This is a genomic window from Streptomyces sp. NPDC002446 (genome assembly GCF_053595675.1).
The window spans coordinates 77,562-92,721 of record NZ_JBSFYC010000029.1 but is presented as its reverse complement, the minus strand read 5'-3'; the positions used below and the strand labels follow the sequence as shown (position 1 = coordinate 92,721).

Sequence of the window (15,160 nt, the reverse complement as noted above, 5' to 3'; positions counted from 1 at the left end):
CCGCATGCAGATGATCGTCGTGATGAAGTTGACCGAACCGAGGATCGTGCCGAAACCGGAGAAGGCCAGACCCATGATCCACATATCGGCACCGACGCCCGGCGAACGCACCGCGTCCGAGAGCGGCGAGTACGCGAACCAGCCGAAGTCCGCCGCACCCTGCGGGGTGAGGAAGCCGGCCACCGCGATCAGCGAGCCGAAGAGGTAGAGCCAGTAGGCGAACATGTTCAGCCGCGGGAACGCCACGTCGGGCGCGCCGATCTGCAGCGGCATGATCCAGTTCGCGAATCCGGCGAACAGCGGGGTGGCGAACATCAGCAGCATGATCGTGCCATGCATGGTGAACGCCTGGTTGAACTGCTCGTTCGTCATGAGCTGCGTGCCCGGGCGGGCGAGCTCGGCACGCATGAGCAGCGCCATGACGCCGCCGATGCAGAAGAACGCGAACGACGTGACCAGGTACATCGTGCCGATGGTCTTGTGGTCAGTGGTCGTCAGCCACTTCACGGCAGCGATACCGGGCTGCTTTTTCCGTACGGGCGGTGCTGCCGGAGCCGTTTCGGCGGCGGCACCCTGAGGTTCGTTGAGGATGCTCACTGGTTCTTCGTCTCCGCATTCCTGGCGTGATCCGTCTGCTTGATGCCCGACGGCAGGTATCCGGTCTGGCCCTTCTTCGCCAGGTCCTTCAGGTGCTCCCGGTACCGCTCGGGGGAGACGACCTTGACGTTGAAGAGCATCCGGGAGTGGTCGACGCCGCAGAGCTCGGCGCACTTGCCCATGAAGGTGCCCTCCTTGTTGGGAGTCACCTCGAAGACGTTGGTGTGGCCCGGGATGACGTCCTGCTTCATCAGGAACGGCACCACCCAGAAGGAGTGGATGACGTCACGCGAGGTCAGCACGAACTGGACCGTCTCGCCCTTCGGCAGCCACAGCGTCGGGCCGGGGTTGCCGTTCTGCGGGTTCCGGGTGCCCGGGACGCCCACGTCGTAGACACCGTCGGCACCGGCCGGCGCGGTCTTCTTCCACTTGTCCGGGATGGCGGAGAGCGCGCTGGAGTTGATGTTGGTGGTCGACTTGTTGCCGTCGACGTCCTCCAGGTAGTTGAACGCCCAGCTCCACTGGAAGCCCACCACGTTGATGACGTGGTCCGGCTTCTTGGAAGTCTTCAGGAGCGCACTCTCATCGCGCGCGGTGAAGTAGAAAAGCACCGCGATGATGATGAACGGGACGATCGTGTACAACGCCTCGATCGGCATGTTGTACCGGGTCTGCGCGGGGACCTCCACCTTGGTCCTGCTGCGGCGGTGGAAGATCACGCTCCAAATGATCAGGCCCCACACCAGCACGCCCGTTGCGAGGGCGGCGGCCCAGGAGCCCTGCCAAAGAGAGAGGATCCGCGGCGCCTCGTCGGTGACGGGCGTTGGCATGCCGAGGCGGGGGAAGTCCTTATATGTGCAACCAGTAGCGGTCGCCAGGACCAGGCCCGCAGCAAGCACCTGCGGCAGCTTCCGCCGCATCGGGCGCCGCGACGAGCGGTCGGAGCCGTTGGGACTCACGTAGCGCCTTCCCGAGAGTCTCGCCCGCGCGGTCGGCTGCGGCCTTACTCGCTGGTCGGTCGCCGCCCTGCGTCGGGCAGGGGTTTGGATGTTTATGCGGACCAAACCCTACTGGACGCTATTTGGGGTCGCGCGGGGAGGGGTGCGCAACGCGCCGCGGGTCACGCCGAAGGGGTGGGATGCCCTGCCTGCGGCGTTATCTGACGGGGGTTTGGGCTGGCCAGCAGCTCGGGAGCTTCGCTTGTGTGGCGGCTGCGGGTGCTTCGTGGTTGATCGCGCAGTTCCCCGCGCCCCTATGGGGCGCTTAGCGTTGCTGTGTGCCCTACTTCGACGCCGCGTCCACCGCTCCCCTGCACCCCGTCGCCCGCGAGGCCCTGCTCGCCTCGCTCGACGAGGGCTGGGCCGACCCGGCCCGCCTCTACCGCGAGGGCCGCCGCGCCCGGCTGCTGCTGGACGCCGCGCGCGAGGCCGCGGCCGAGGCCGTCGGCTGCCGCCCGGACGAGCTGGTTTTCACCCCTTCGGGTACACAGGCGGTGCATGCGGGCGTCCTGGGCGCGCTGGCGGGCCGCCGGCGTGTCGGCCGCCGGCTGCTGCACTCCGCCGTCGAGCACTCCTCCGTACTGCACGCCGCCGAGGCCCATGAGGCGGCCGGCGGGACCCGCGCGGAGCTGGCCGTGGACCGTACGGGCCGGGTGGCGGCCGACGGTGTGGCCGCCGCGCTCACCCCGGACACCGCGCTGGCCGCCCTCCAGTCCGCCAACCACGAGGTGGGCACCGAGCAGCCGGTCGAGGAGGTGGCCGCGCTCTGCCAGGAGGCCGGTGTGCCCCTTCTTGTGGACGCCGCGCAGTCGCTGCCCTGGGGGCCGCTGCCCGGTGCCTGGTCGCTGCTGGCGGCGAGCGCCCACAAGTGGGGCGGGCCGCCCGGGGTCGGGCTGCTCGTGGTCCGCAAGGGGACCCGTTACGTACCCCAGGGCCCCGGGGACGAGCGGGAGTCGGGCCGCAGCCCCGGGTTCGAGAACATCCCGGCGATCGTGGCCGCCGCGGCGTCGCTGCGGGCGCTGCGGGCCGACCCGGGGACCGGTCGGGAGGCGGCGCGGCTGCGGATGCTGGTGGACCGGATCCGGGCGCGGGTGCCGGAGCTGGTCCCGGACGTGGAGGTGGTCGGCGATCCGGTGCGCCGCCTCCCCCATCTCGTCACCTTCTCCTGTCTCTATGTCGACGGGGAGACCCTGCTGCACGAGCTCGACCGCGCGGGATTCTCCGTCTCGTCCGGATCGTCCTGTACGTCCAGCACGCTGACGCCGAGCCATGTGCTGCGCGCGATGGGAGTGCTGTCCGAGGGGAACGTCCGGGTCTCGCTGCCGTACGGGACGGCCGAGGCGGAGGTGGAGCGGTTCCTGGAGGTGCTGCCCGGGGTGGTGCGGTCGGTGCGGGAGCGGCTGGGGGTGCCTCAGGCGGCGGCCGGGGCCGGTGGGACGCCCGGGACCGGCGAGGCGCCGCGGGCCGGTGAGGCACCGGAGGCCGGTGAGGCACCGCAGGCCGCGGCGGGCGCCGAGCCCGAGGGCCTGGTCGTCGACTCCCTCGGCAAGCGCTGCCCCGTCCCGGTGATCGAGCTGGCGAAGGCGATCGGCCAGGTGCCGGTCGGCGGGACGGTGACCGTGCTCTCCGACGACGAGGCCGCCCGGCAGGACATCCCCGCCTGGTGTGCGATGCGCGACCAGGAGTACCTGGGCGAGCGGACAGCCGAACGCGGCGCCGCTTATGTGGTGCGGCGCCGCGTCTGAGCCGTTCTTCCGGCCGGTTCAGGCCAGGTACTGCTGGACCTCGGCGGCGGCCTCGTGGCCGTAGGCCTTGGTGAAGCGGTCCATGAAGTGGCTGCGGTGCAGCTCGTACTCCTGGGTGCCGACGGTCTCGATGACCAGCGTCGCCAGCATGCAGCCGATCTGCGCGGCGCGCTCCAGGCTGACGCCCCAGGCCAGGCCGGACAGGAAGCCGGCGCGGAAGGCGTCGCCGACGCCGGTGGGGTCGGCCTTGGTCTTCTCCTCCGGGACGCCGACCTCGATGGCGGGCTCGCCGACCCGCTCGATGCGCACGCCGTTGGAGCCGAGGGTGGTGACCCGGGTGCCGACCTTGGCGAGGATCTCCTCGGCGCTCCAGCCGCTCTTGGACTCGATCAGGCCGCTCTCGTACTCGTTGGAGAAGAGGTAGGTGGCGCCCTCCATGAGGGTGCGGATGTTGTCGCCGTCCATCCGGGCGATCTGCTGGGAGAAGTCCGCGGCGAAGGGGATGCCGCGGGTGCGGCACTCCTCGGTGTGCCGGATCATCGCCTCGGGGTCGTCCGCGCCGATCAGTACGAGGTCCAGGCCGCCGACCCGCTCGGCCACGTGCTGCAGCTCGATCAGCCGGGCCTCGCTCATCGCGCCGGTGTAGAAGGAGCCGATCTGGTTGTGGTCGGCGTCGGTGGTGCAGACGAAGCGCGCGGTGTGCAGGACCTCGGAGATGCGGACGGAGCGGGTGTCGACGCCGTGGCGGTCGAGCCAGGCGCGGTACTCCTCGAAGTCGTTGCCCGCGGCGCCCACCAGGATCGGCGAGATGCCGAGCTGGCCCATGCCGAAGCAGATGTTGGGGGCGACCCCGCCGCGGCGGACGTCGAGCTGGTCGACCAGGAAGGAGAGGGAGACCGTATGCAGCTGGTCGGCCACGAGCTGGTCGGCGAAGCGGCCGGGGAAGGTCATCAGGTGGTCGGTGGCGATGGAGCCGGTGACTGCGATACGCACGACGGGTCTGCTCCTGCGGATGGCGGAGGGACGGGCGGACGTGGAGCAACGCTACCTCGCGAGGGGCGTGACCACCCCGTCATCCCGTCCACCCGGAATGACTGAAACTACCCAATAGTAGGCCTTTCTCCGCGTCCTGCGCCTGCGTACGGTGCCTCTTATGACCAAGCCTGTGAAAGCCGTCACACCGCGTAGCGCCGAATCGCCCGCCGTGTCGGAGCCGGAGTCGCTCGACGAGCTGCGCGGCGACTGCGCCCGGATGGCGGAGCGCTGGAAGACCGGACGGCGCAGTGGGCCGGCGCCGGGCCGCGCGTCCGATCTGCACGGGATCGAGGTTCCCGAGAAGTCCGCCAAGCTCGTGGACGGCATGTCCGAGTACGGCGACTGAGCCCCGCTCGCCGGAGCCCCTGCCAACTCGCAGGGAACCGCGCGCGCCCCCGCTCCGTCCCATCGGCGTCCACCCCTCGGAGGGTGCGACGGCAGATGTTCAGCGGAGCTGAAGGAGCGATGCGGTGAACACCGAGGACACCCCCACGACCCCGGACCACCCCAAGGAGCGCGGGCGGCGCAGCCCGCTGCTGATCGCCTCGATGGCCGCCGCGGTGCTGCTGGCCGGGGGCGGCGCGGCGTACTGGGCCTCGTCCGCGTCCAGTGACGAGGGCTCCGGCGCGGGCGCGGGCTCCGCGGGCAAGGGCGAGCCGCCGCCGCTCGCGCTCGACGGCTATACGGGCGGCTCGATAGCGGCCGGTGAGCCCAATCCGCAGGGCGCGAAGTACAAGGCCGTCAAGGAGCTGCCCGGCGGCCCGTCGTCGGCGCCGGTGTACCGCCCCCAGGGCGAGATCAGCCGGCAGGCCGTGGAACGGCTTGCGAAGGCCCTGGATGTGGCCGGAAAGGTCCGTTCGGAGGGCACCACCTGGAAGGTCGGCGGGCTGACCAGGGACGCCCGCAGCCCCGTCCTCCAGGTGAACAAGACCGGCTCGGGGTCCTGGACGTACTCGCAGTACGGCACCCCGGGCGGCACGAACTGCGCGCTGCCGGCCTCCCCCGACGGCAACGGCTCCTCGTCGAGCCGGCCCGGCTGCCCCTCGTACCGCGGCGGCGGGGACGTCACGACCGAGGACGACGGCAGCGGCAAGGGCGCGGTGTCCGCGGAGAAGGCCAAGCAGGCGGTGCGGCCGGTGCTCAAGGCGCTCGGCCAGGAGGGCGCGCGGCTCGATGCGAGCGGGCTGTCCGGCGCGGTGCGGATCGTCACCGCCGATCCGGTGCTCGGCGGGCTGCCGACGTACGGCTGGCAGAGCGATCTGCAGGTCGGCTCGGACGGTCAGGTGGTGGGCGGCAGCGGCCAGTTGGCGAACCCGGTCAAGGGCGCGGTGTACCCCGTACTGAGCGCGGACAAGACGCTGGAGCGGCTGAATGCGGGCGGCGGCCGCACACCGGCCGGCTGCCCCTCGGTGCCCCCCGGCAAGGACGGCAAGGACGACGGCAAGGACCAGATCGCGCCCTGCGAGCCCTCGCCGGCGAAGGCGCAGAAGCCGGCCGAGGTGACCGGTGCGGAGTTCGGGCTCGCGGTGCAGTACGTCAGCGGCGGGCAGGCGCTGGTGCCGTCGTGGCTGTACACGGTGCGCCAGCCGGGTGCCGGCACCGGCCCGGACGCCACGACGACGGTCGCGCACCCCGCGGTGGACCCGAAGTACCTGGCGCACAAGGACCGGACGCCGAAGGGGCCGTCCGGCAAGCCGGGCGCGATGGCGCTGGAGTCGTACGCCGTGGGCGACGGCGGCCGGAAGCTGACCGTGCACTTCTGGGGCGGGGTGTGCAGCGTCTACTCGGTGAGCGCCGAGGAGTCGGACACGGCCGTGAAGACCAAGGTCGTCGGCAAGGACAAGAAGCCCGGCCAGGTCTGTGTGAAGATCGCCAAGGAGTTCACCAAGACCGTGACGCTCAAGGAGCCGCTGGGCGACCGGAAGGTGATCGACGTGTCGACGGGCGAGGCCGTGCCGAAGCAGTAGCGGCGGGCCCGGGCCCCGTATGGCGCAGACGGCCCGGACATGACGGAGGCGGCGCCCCCACTCGGGGGACGCCGCCTTCGTCGTAGCCGGCGGGTACGACCCGCGGCCCTTAGCTGAAGGAGTCGCCGCAGGCGCAGGAGCCGGTGGCGTTCGGGTTGTCGATCGTGAAGCCCTGCTTCTCGATGGTGTCGACGAAGTCGATGGAGGCACCGCCGAGGTACGGGGCGCTCATCCGGTCGGTGACGACCTTGACGCCGTCGAAGTCCTTGACGACATCGCCGTCCAGCGAGCGCTCGTCGAAGAAGAGCTGGTAGCGCAGGCCGGAGCAGCCTCCGGGCTGAACGGCCACCCGCAGCGCGAGGTCGTCCCGGCCCTCCTGCTCCAGCAGGCTCTTGACCTTCGACGCGGCCGCGTCGGACAGGATGATGCCGTCGCTGACGGTGGTCTTCTCGTCCTGCACGCTCATCTACATCTCTCCCGGGTTGTACGGACCGCTTGTCATCGGATGCAACAAGCTGAAACCGGCGACGCCCCGGATTAATTCCGGCTGGGCGCTTCTTCTTCATGCTCGCACACCGGCGGCCGGGAACAGGTGGCCCACGGCACACCACCGAAGGGCTGATGCGTCACATCGACACTATGGCCATCGTCAAAGTGACGTGAAGCAGCTATGATAGATAGCGTCAAATAGACGAAAAGGCATGCACCGCGAGCTGAGGCGCGTGCCTCAACGCTGTCTGCAGAGAAGAGAGGGTGCGTGTCGTGACCACCGCCCAGCCCCTGGACGTCCAGCCGACCCCGCTTGCCCTGCTCCTCCTGGGCCGCGAGGCCGACCCGAAGAGCGAGCGCGGCGTGGAGTGCCCCGGCGACCTGCCGGCCCCGTCGGACCCCGACCTCGTCGAGCGCGCCCGCGCGGCCAAGGCGAAGCTCGGGGACAAGGTCTTCGTCCTGGGGCACCACTACCAGCGCGACGAGGTCATCGAGTTCGCCGATGTCACCGGCGACTCCTTCAAGCTCGCGCGGGACGCCGCCGCCCGGCCGGACGCCGAGTACATCGTCTTCTGCGGCGTGCACTTCATGGCCGAGTCGGCCGACATCCTCACCGGTGACGACCAGCAGGTCATCCTCCCCGACCTGGCCGCCGGCTGTTCGATGGCCGACATGGCGACGGCCGAGCAGGTCGCCGAGTGCTGGGACGTGCTCACCGAGGCCGGTATAGCCGAGCAGGTCGTGCCGGTCTCGTACATGAACTCCTCCGCCGACATCAAGGCCTTCACCGGCAAGCACGGCGGCACGATCTGCACCTCCTCCAACGCCAAGCGGGCGCTGGACTGGGCCTTCGAGCAGGGCGAGAAGGTCCTCTTCCTGCCCGACCAGCACCTGGGCCGCAACACCGCCGTCCGCGACATGGGCATGTCGCTGGACGACTGCGTGGTCTACAACCCGCACAAGCCGAACGGCGGCCTGACCGTCGAGCAGCTGCGGGACGCCAAGATGATCCTGTGGCGCGGCCACTGCTCCGTCCACGGCCGGTTCTCGCTCGACTCGGTCAACGACGTGCGCGAGCGCATCCCCGGCGTCAACGTCCTGGTCCACCCCGAGTGCAAGCACGAGGTCGTGGCCGCCGCGGACTACGTCGGCTCGACGGAGTACATCATCAAGGCCCTGGAGGCCGCCCCGCGCGGCTCGAAGTGGGCCATCGGCACCGAGCTGAACCTGGTCCGCCGCCTGGCCAACCGCTTCGCCGCGGAGGACAAGGAGATCGTCTTCCTCGACAAGACGGTCTGCTTCTGCTCGACGATGAACCGCATCGACCTCCCCCACCTGGTGTGGGCGCTGGAGTCGCTGGCGGCCGGCAAGGTCGTCAACCGCATCGAGGTCGACAAGGAGACCGAGAGCTTCGCGAAGCTGGCGCTGGAGCGGATGCTGGCGCTGCCGTAGGCACGACGGTCAGCTTGGGGAGGCCTCCGCTTTGGGGGCCTCCAGCGTCCACCGGACCTTGTCGTGGTCCTTGACCGCGGTGCCGCAGGGTCCGGTGGTGATCTTCTTCTCGTTGACGTACGCGTTCCACTTCTTGCCGCCGTCCGCGGCATCACCGCGGATCTCGGTGACGACGAAGTCCCCGGTCGCCTCGTCCCAGTGCGCCCGTACGCCGAGGTGGTACCTCCGGTCGGCGTCGGCCAGCGCGGTCAGCGGCGTGGGGTACACCCCGTCGGCGGCGCAGTAGAAGCCGCCGTACAGCGAGCGCGCGGCCGTACGGACGATGCCCATGCTGCCGGTGAAGGCGCCGCCCGTGACCGCCACCCGGACCGGGGCGACGGGCCCGTCGGCGGCGGCCGACGGCGCGAGCGCGAGAACGAGACCGGCCGCCGGCACAAGGGCGGCCCAGCGGGCCAGGACGGAGCGCACGGTTGCCTGCCTTTCGTCGGATCGGCACCCACAGCCACCGTCGCATCACTCCTCGCAATGCGCGAGCCGGTCACCTCGGCTGACGGCGATCCGCAGCACGTCGCGGAGCGCCTTGCGCAGGCAGGTCATCGGGGTGTCGGCACGCTCCAGCGCGTCCTCGGCGGCGGCGAGCAGATCCTCCTCGACGCCGTCGGCCAGGACGGACAGATAGCTCTTCGGGTCGTCCGCGATGAGGTAACACGGAGCACCGTCCGGCCTGGTCCACGGCAGCAGCCGCGGGGGCGAACCCTCGAACATATGACCTGCTTTCGCTCAATTGCCCATCTGATTACCGTGTGTATCGCCATAGTTGCCCTGTGAGACATGGCTTCAACAGGGGTGCCCCGTCCTCCTGTTGAGCGTGGGACGACCCAGAGGTGATCCGCGTGAAGTTCACGCCGAAGAAACTGAACCCGTATCTGTCCGCGCGCCATTACTTCGGCTCGGAGCAGCGCAGACATCGAGAGCTGGCCAACCTGTCGCTCGTACAGCTCGCCGACATCGTGAACTTCAGCAAAAGCACGCTGGGGCGGGTGGAGGCGGCGGAGCTGATGCCGCCACCGGAGCTGCCGGGGGCGTTGGATGCGGCGTTCGGGACGGGGAAGCACTTTTACGGGCTGTATCAGCTGGCCAAGAAGGAGACCCATCCCGACCACTACCGGCGGTTCTTGGAGCTGGAGAAGCAGGCAGAGGCGATCGAGTGCTTCGAGATGCAATTCGTTCCCGGGCTGCTGCAGACCAAGGCATACGCCCGGGCCCTGCTGAGTACGCCTCCCGAGGTCACGCCGGAGATGGCCGAGGAGCGTGCACAAGCTCGACTCCATCGCCAGGAGCAGTTGGCCGCTGCCGGTACGCGACACTGGGCGATCCTGGACGAGGCGATCCTCCACCGACCCATCGGTGGCCCCCAAACCATGCACGCGCAGCTGGCGGCGCTGCTGTCGCGGGTCGACACCACGACCAGCACGATCCAGGTGCTCCCGCTGGAGCACGGTGAGTACTACCTGATGGGTAGCTCGCTGGTGCTTGTGCGGCCGTCGACCGGGCAAGCGGTGGCATACGAAGAAGGGCGCTCACTCGGCCGTCTCTTCGAGGACCCTCAAGACGTGAGCCGCCTGTGGGCGCTCTTCGACAAGCTGCGGGCATACGCTCTAACTCCACGAGCCTCCGCGGAGAGGATCCGGAAAGCGATGAAGGGGTACGAGCAATGGGAACCCACGCCGAACTGAACAACGCCACCTGGCGCAAGAGCAGTTACAGCAACCAGGACAGCGCCCACTGCGTAGAGGTCGCCGACAACTTCCCCAACGTCGTCCCCATACGCGACAGCAAGAACCCCCACGGCCCCGCGCTGATACTCCCGGCCGAGGCCTGGACGGCGTTCATCGCCACCCTCAAGGGCTGAAGGCGCAGCTCAGCCCGTCCCAACGCACCGCTGGGACGGGCTAATAGATCGCTCACCCGGTCACGACGTCAGGGACAGATCGATCGGCTCGCCGGGCTCCAGTCCGGCCAGTCGCAGGTTCTCCTCCACCGTGTCGCGGACCGTGTCGAAGTGCACCGGGGCCAGCTCGAAGGTGGGGCTGGCGAAGAAGCCCGGCCGCGCCGGGTGGGGGTTGCGGAAGAGCTGCTCGGCGCGGTCGCGGAGTTCCAGCATGGTGGGGATGGCGAGGGCCATTCCGCGCGGGTTCCCGTTGACGGCCTTGTCGAGGTAGCTGAGGAGCTCCGCGTAACGGGTGTTGAAGGCGACGGCGTGCTCGTACACCTTCGGATCCTCGACGTACTCGCCGACCTTGGAATCGCCGTGGATCGGGTACGCGTCGTCCCAGGTGACGTCCAGCAGGGGGCCGCTCGGCGCGTCGCCCGGGGTGTCGTGGGGGCCGTAACTGCGGCCGGTGTAGATCTCGTTGAAGCGGAAGTAGTGGGCGAGTTGCCGCTGCTCGCCGAAGATCAGGTCGTCGCTGGTCCAGATCTTGTCGTCGATGCCCTCGCCCTGTTCGCTGATGACGCGGATGGCGAGCTTCGCCGATTTCAGGTCGCGTACCGGGAAGACCTCGCCGCCGGAGTTGTAGAAGTCCTCGGGGCCCACCTGGTGTTGGGGGTTGCCCTGGAAGATCTGGGCTTCGCCGTGCTGCCTGACCAGGTTCTCCAGACCCTGGCGGATGGCGTCGTAGAACTGGCCGATGGAGGTCCAGCCGTCGCCCGGCTCGGGGTTGGGCACCAGCTTGCGCGGGAGTTCGATGCGCAGGAAGGTCCGCAGCGCGGCGGGCGAGAAGTGCTGCAGGTGGATCAGGGGCACCTCCTTGCCGCTGCTGAACGGGAGCTTCGCGGGGTACTCGGCGACGAACTCCGAGCGGCCGACGCGGGGCGTTCCGCCGACCGCGTTGAGGAGGTTCGCGGCCAGGGTCATGTGCAGCATCTCCTCCATCAGGACGCTGCGGATGGCGAAGTAGGCGGTGCGGTTGGTGCCGGGGTGGAGGGAGTACATGCCGGTCATGTAGACGGGGATGGTGAGGTGCTCCACCTCCAGGGCGGCCTGCAGGAACTTCCGCAGCCGCTCGATGGTCGCCGGGATCTCGAATCCCTGCTGGTCCAGGGCGAGCGCGGTGATCATGCGGACACCTCCTCGTGCTGCTGGGTGCGGATCGTGGCCGGGCGGTGGGCCTCGACGAGGTCGCGGTGGATCTGTTCGGCGCTGCGCAGGGCGAGGGCCATCATGGTGAGGGTGGGGTTGCTGGTGCCGATGGAGGGCATGCTGCCGCAGCCGACGGCGTAGAGGTTGGGGTGGTCGTGGGTGCGCTGGTACTCGTCCACGACCGAGTCCCCGGGCCCCGTACCCATGATGTGGGTGCCGGCGCCGTGGCCGGCTCCGCTGTAGGCGAGGTGGGTGTCGTGGTGGACGAGGTGTCCCAGGGGCGGGACACCGTCCTTGGGGGTGTGGTCGGTGTAGTCCGTGGCCCCGAGGAGGTCGAAGATCTTCTGGGCGACCAGGCGGGCGGCGTACAGGCCGTTGCGGACGTGGTCGTCGAGGTCGTAGGTGAGGATCGGGCGGGGGTTGCCCATGGCGTCGCGGTAGCGGGCAGGGTCGATGGTGACGGTGTTCTTCTCGTTGGCGGACTGCTCTACGGCGATCTGGAGCTGGAGCTGGCGGCCGATGGCGCTGCCGAGCAGCCGGCGCAGTTCGGGACCGTAGACGCCCTTGTCGCGGATGCTGCCGTCCGGGTTGCCGCCGATGCCCAGGGCGGTGGCGACATTGCTGAGCGGGGCGCCGGTGGCCCATCCCCAGCCCCAGTTGCCGATCTCGATGCGGAACGGTGCGCGGTCGTTGCGGCCGTCGCCGCTGCGGAAGACCTCCCAGCCGGAGGTGTGTCCGGGGCCGCGGAACGGGCCGACCGGGCCCTGGTCCTCGGGGGCGAGCGCCCAGTTGAGGAGGGTGGGGTGGTCCATCAGGTTGCGGCCGACCTGCCCGCTCCTCTTGGCCAGGTCCGAGAAGAGCAGCAGCCGGGCGTTCTCGATGGCGTGCGCGGCGAGGACGACGACGTCGGCCTCGGCGACGAAGGTCTGGTGGACCGGTGAGGCGGGGTCGGTGTACGTGCGGTACTCGACGCCGGTGACCCGGCCGTCGGAGCGGGCCCGGACCCGGCTGACCACGCAGCGGGTGGCGAGGGTGACGGTGGCGGGCCAGGTGGCCTGGATGCGCAGCGGGTGCGATTTGGCCTGGACGGGGCAGATGGGGACGCAGCTGGCGTTGCCCACGCAGCGCTCGCCGAAGTTGGGGAGACCGACGGCGCCCTGGATGCGGTGGGGGTCCCGGTAGGCGGGGTTGGGGGTGGAGTTGCGGGCCTGCGGGAGGCCGTACATGGTGAGCCGGTACTCCCGCTGGGCCACGTCGTCGGTGACGAGCTCACCGTCCAGGGTCCTGCACCGCTGGTCGATATAGCTCTGCGGGATGTGGTGCATCGGGTACTCGTACGCGGGGTCGGTGACCACGCCGAGCTCCTTCTGTTCCTGGGCGTTTCCCGCCACGCCGAAGACCCGCTCGGCCTCGGCGTACCAGGGCTGGAGGTCCTCGGCGGTCAGCGGCCAGTTGCGGCCGTATCCGTAGTCGTCGTCGGTGGCGAAGTCGTCGGGCAGCATCCGGGGGACGGCGCCGAGCCAGTGCATGGCGGTGCCGCCGAGTTCCCGCAAATAGTCGGTGCCGTAAGGGAGTTGGCCGTTCTGGACGAGGTAGCCGTGGGCGGTGAACTCGGGCTTGCCGGGGGCGGGGTTGCGTACCGGGGCCAGGTCGAGGACGTCCGGGTAGGGCGCGGCCTGGTTGCGGCGGTAGGCGGAGTTGGGGACCTTCGCGGCGGCCGAGTAGTAGGTGGCCAGGGAGTCCAGGTAGCCGGGCCAGGTCTCGGTGCCGCTGTTGCCGGCCTCCAGGACGAGGACCTGCCAGCCCTGGTCGCCGAGGCGTTGGGCGAGCGCGCTGCCGACCCAGCCCGCGCCGACGATGATCGCGTCGTAGCGGCGGCGAGCGGCGGCCTCCGCGGGGACGGGTGCGGTCATGGGGTGGCCTTCCCGGGGGTCTCGGCGGCGGCTGCGGCTGGGGTGGCTGTGATGGCTTCGGTTGTGGCGGCGGCCGCGGTGGGCACGGCGGACGGCGGGATGTGGCGGCCCGGGCGGTGGCCGGGGATCAGCTCGTCGGGGATCTCGCCGGGGGCGACCTCGTCGGCCAGGCCGGTGCGGTAGGGGACGTCCGCGATACCGAGATCGGTGTTCAGCTGTCCGGCGGTCTGCCAGGTCGGGGCCGGTGGTTTTACCGCCCAGGTGCCGAAGCCCGGCGGTTTGGCGCCCGCCGGGTGGCCGTGGAAGGTGCGCCACACCAGGCCCTCGACGTAGGCGCTGGGCGAGGCGACGGATTCGGTGTTGGCGAGCTCGCGCCGGAGCGCGGCGTGGGCCACGGGGGCCAGCCGGGGCCAGGCGCCGGTGTACCAGAGGTAGATCAGCGCGCGGGCGACCTCGCGGTACGGGGGATCCAGAGCCTGGGGCCCCTGGCCGTGGCCGACGGCTTCCTTCCACTTGGTCCAGAACGTCGCGAACTGGGCGTCGCCCACCTGGCGGCGGGCGGTGTCGAGATAGAGCCGGGCCATGCCGGTGGCGTGCAGATCGAATGCGGCGAAGCCGGTCAGCGGTACGCAGTAGGCGACGAAGTCGCTGAGCTCGTCGGCCACTTGGTCCGATTCCTCGGCAGCGGATGCGGGGACAGTCATCGCTCTCCTCCCGGGATGGCACATACAGGGACGGCACATACCGGGGGCAATACTTCTCAGGCTCGCCCCGCACATGCGGACATGATGCGATAAACCACTGGAAGGCGTATGACGGTGGGTCAGGTGGGGGTCGAGGCGCCTCCGGCGTGCGGCGGGCGTACGCCATCCGGCGGGGGCCGGCGGCAACACGCACCGTTGTGGGCGATTGCGTCTCTTCGGCACCGCCGCCTGAATAGACTCGACGGCATGGAGAACGGCATGCGCATCGGCTTACTCTCCTTCGGCCCGGCAGAGTTCGCCGCACTGCACGAGACCTGCGTCGAGGCCGGACACCGGCCCCTGGTCTACGCGTACTCCCGTTCCCTGCGCCCCAGGACGGCCGCGGACGACGGCGCGGCACAAGCCGCGGGCCGGATCACCGCCGCACTGCCCGGGGGAATCGACCTGCTGCTGCCGGGCAGCTCCGAAGGGCTGGGGACCGCCCTGCGCGGGTACGACCTCGATCTCGTCGTCTGCTTCGGATTCTCCTGGCGTCTGCCTCGCTCCGTGCTCAGCGTCCCGCGCTACGGAGTGGTCAACGTCCACTGCTCGATGCTGCCCAAGTACCGGGGGCCCGCGCCGGTGTTGTGGGCCATCCGGAACGGCGACGCGGAGCTGGGGGTGACGGCCCACCGCATGAACGAGGAGTTCGACGCCGGCCCCATCCTCGCGCAGCGAGCCGGTGTCCCCCTTCCCGACGATGTCACCCCCGGCCGGCTGTGGGACGGCCTCTCCCCGGTGCTCCGCGAGGTGGTCCGCGGTGCGCTGCGCCGGGTGCGGGACCCGGCGGCCGGTGAGCCGCAGACCGCCGCGGGCGTGAGCTACGCGGGCCTGATGGAGCCCGAGTTCTTCACCCTCGACACCACGAAGGCGGCGAGCGAGCTCCACAATCAGGTGCGGACCTGCCGCTTCATGGGGCCTCAGTCGGCCCCGGTGGCCACGGTCAACGGCAGGCGCCGAAGGGTTTTGCGCACCAGTCTCACCCCTGCGGACGGCTGCCGCCTCGACTGCGCCGACGGCTCGCTGTGGATCACCGCCTCAGAGCCCGTGGAGGCGGACGGTTAGGGGAAGCTGACGGC

At 70.1% G+C, this 15,160-nt stretch carries 16 protein-coding genes; 7 read left to right on the top strand and 9 right to left on the bottom strand.

Annotated features, from left to right (window positions below; translation table 11 throughout):
• A partial coding sequence (locus ACWD6P_RS18565) for a cbb3-type cytochrome c oxidase subunit I (protein WP_451445177.1) occupies window positions 1–597 on the bottom strand: 597 nt, incomplete at its 3' end.
• Window positions 594–1,556, bottom strand: coding sequence for an aa3-type cytochrome oxidase subunit II (ctaC, locus tag ACWD6P_RS18560; protein ID WP_451445176.1), 963 nt, complete (start codon window positions 1,554–1,556; stop codon window positions 594–596). The genes ACWD6P_RS18565 and ctaC, both read right to left, overlap by 4 nt.
• 317 nt (window positions 1,557–1,873) lie before the next feature.
• Between ctaC and ACWD6P_RS18555 the strand changes: the two genes are divergently transcribed.
• On the top strand, window positions 1,874–3,340 hold the full coding sequence (locus ACWD6P_RS18555; RefSeq protein WP_451445175.1) for an aminotransferase class V-fold PLP-dependent enzyme: 1,467 nt from the start codon (window positions 1,874–1,876) through the stop codon (window positions 3,338–3,340).
• Window positions 3,341–3,358: 18 nt separating this feature from the next.
• Here ACWD6P_RS18555 and ACWD6P_RS18550 read toward each other — a convergent pair whose 3' ends face one another.
• Entirely contained in the window at window positions 3,359–4,333 is a 975-nt protein-coding gene (locus ACWD6P_RS18550; RefSeq protein WP_451445174.1) for a carbohydrate kinase family protein, read from the bottom strand.
• Window positions 4,334–4,493: 160 nt separating this feature from the next.
• Here ACWD6P_RS18550 and ACWD6P_RS18545 point away from each other — a divergent pair, with 160 nt between their 5' ends.
• Window positions 4,494–4,721 (top strand): hypothetical protein, encoded by a 228-nt coding sequence (locus tag ACWD6P_RS18545; protein ID WP_451445173.1) that lies wholly within the window; start codon window positions 4,494–4,496, stop codon window positions 4,719–4,721.
• Window positions 4,722–4,845: 124 nt separating this feature from the next.
• A complete protein-coding gene (locus tag ACWD6P_RS18540) occupies window positions 4,846–6,342 on the top strand; it encodes a hypothetical protein (protein ID WP_451445172.1) in 1,497 nt (498 codons plus the stop codon).
• A 109-nt stretch (window positions 6,343–6,451) separates the two neighbouring features.
• On the opposite strand, the gene erpA is transcribed toward ACWD6P_RS18540, so the two are convergent.
• Entirely contained in the window at window positions 6,452–6,808 is a 357-nt protein-coding gene (gene erpA / locus ACWD6P_RS18535; RefSeq protein ID WP_030070025.1) for an iron-sulfur cluster insertion protein ErpA, read from the bottom strand.
• 287 nt (window positions 6,809–7,095) lie between these two features.
• Between erpA and nadA the strand changes: the two genes are divergently transcribed.
• Entirely contained in the window at window positions 7,096–8,283 is a 1,188-nt protein-coding gene (nadA, locus tag ACWD6P_RS18530; RefSeq protein ID WP_451445171.1) for a quinolinate synthase NadA, read from the top strand.
• 9 nt (window positions 8,284–8,292) lie between these two features.
• On the opposite strand, the gene ACWD6P_RS18525 is transcribed toward nadA, so the two are convergent.
• On the bottom strand, window positions 8,293–8,751 hold the full coding sequence (locus tag ACWD6P_RS18525; protein ID WP_451445170.1) for a DUF4430 domain-containing protein: 459 nt from the start codon (window positions 8,749–8,751) through the stop codon (window positions 8,293–8,295).
• A 45-nt stretch (window positions 8,752–8,796) separates the two neighbouring features.
• On the bottom strand, window positions 8,797–9,048 hold the full coding sequence (locus tag ACWD6P_RS18520) for a hypothetical protein (protein WP_451445169.1): 252 nt from the start codon (window positions 9,046–9,048) through the stop codon (window positions 8,797–8,799).
• 128 nt (window positions 9,049–9,176) lie between these two features.
• On the opposite strand from ACWD6P_RS18520, the gene ACWD6P_RS18515 reads away from it, so the two are divergent.
• Window positions 9,177–10,019, top strand: coding sequence for a helix-turn-helix domain-containing protein (locus tag ACWD6P_RS18515; RefSeq protein ID WP_451445168.1), 843 nt, complete (start codon window positions 9,177–9,179; stop codon window positions 10,017–10,019).
• Complete coding sequence (locus tag ACWD6P_RS18510; protein WP_451445167.1) at window positions 9,998–10,195, top strand: DUF397 domain-containing protein; 198 nt, start codon at window positions 9,998–10,000, stop codon at window positions 10,193–10,195. The genes ACWD6P_RS18515 and ACWD6P_RS18510 overlap by 22 nt, the downstream gene beginning before the upstream one ends.
• Before the next feature lie 60 nt (window positions 10,196–10,255).
• Here ACWD6P_RS18510 and ACWD6P_RS18505 read toward each other — a convergent pair whose 3' ends face one another.
• The 3 genes from ACWD6P_RS18505 to ACWD6P_RS18495 are packed head-to-tail and all read right to left on the bottom strand — an operon-like array spanning window position 10,256 to window position 14,042.
• The gene (locus ACWD6P_RS18505; RefSeq protein ID WP_451445166.1) at window positions 10,256–11,404 is read right to left on the bottom strand and encodes a ferritin-like domain-containing protein; all 1,149 of its coding nucleotides are present in this window, start codon (window positions 11,402–11,404) and stop codon (window positions 10,256–10,258) included.
• A complete protein-coding gene (locus ACWD6P_RS18500) occupies window positions 11,401–13,338 on the bottom strand; it encodes a GMC family oxidoreductase (RefSeq protein ID WP_451445165.1) in 1,938 nt (645 codons plus the stop codon). The genes ACWD6P_RS18505 and ACWD6P_RS18500 overlap by 4 nt, the downstream gene beginning before the upstream one ends.
• Window positions 13,335–14,042 (bottom strand): hypothetical protein, encoded by a 708-nt coding sequence (locus ACWD6P_RS18495; protein ID WP_451445164.1) that lies wholly within the window; start codon window positions 14,040–14,042, stop codon window positions 13,335–13,337. Before ACWD6P_RS18495 ends, ACWD6P_RS18500 begins: the two co-directional genes overlap by 4 nt.
• A 258-nt stretch (window positions 14,043–14,300) precedes the next feature.
• Here ACWD6P_RS18495 and ACWD6P_RS18490 point away from each other — a divergent pair, with 258 nt between their 5' ends.
• Complete coding sequence (locus ACWD6P_RS18490; protein ID WP_451445163.1) at window positions 14,301–15,146, top strand: methionyl-tRNA formyltransferase; 846 nt, start codon at window positions 14,301–14,303, stop codon at window positions 15,144–15,146.
• Window positions 15,147–15,160 lie beyond the last annotated feature (14 nt).

What these genes read in the sequence shown, in the direction of transcription:
- ACWD6P_RS18545 (WP_451445173.1), top strand. Translation starts at nt 4,494, where the DNA reads ATGACCAAGCCTGTGAAAGCCGTCACACCGCGTAGCGCCGAATCGCCC.
- erpA (WP_030070025.1), bottom strand. Translation starts at nt 6,808, where the DNA reads ATGAGCGTGCAGGACGAGAAGACCACCGTCAGCGACGGCATCATCCTG.
- ACWD6P_RS18520 (WP_451445169.1), bottom strand. Translation starts at nt 9,048, where the DNA reads ATGTTCGAGGGTTCGCCCCCGCGGCTGCTGCCGTGGACCAGGCCGGAC.
- ACWD6P_RS18510 (WP_451445167.1), top strand. Translation starts at nt 9,998, where the DNA reads ATGGGAACCCACGCCGAACTGAACAACGCCACCTGGCGCAAGAGCAGT.
- ACWD6P_RS18505 (WP_451445166.1), bottom strand. Translation starts at nt 11,404, where the DNA reads ATGATCACCGCGCTCGCCCTGGACCAGCAGGGATTCGAGATCCCGGCG.
- ACWD6P_RS18500 (WP_451445165.1), bottom strand. Translation starts at nt 13,338, where the DNA reads ATGACCGCACCCGTCCCCGCGGAGGCCGCCGCTCGCCGCCGCTACGAC.
- ACWD6P_RS18495 (WP_451445164.1), bottom strand. Translation starts at nt 14,042, where the DNA reads ATGACTGTCCCCGCATCCGCTGCCGAGGAATCGGACCAAGTGGCCGAC.
- ACWD6P_RS18490 (WP_451445163.1), top strand. Translation starts at nt 14,301, where the DNA reads ATGCGCATCGGCTTACTCTCCTTCGGCCCGGCAGAGTTCGCCGCACTG.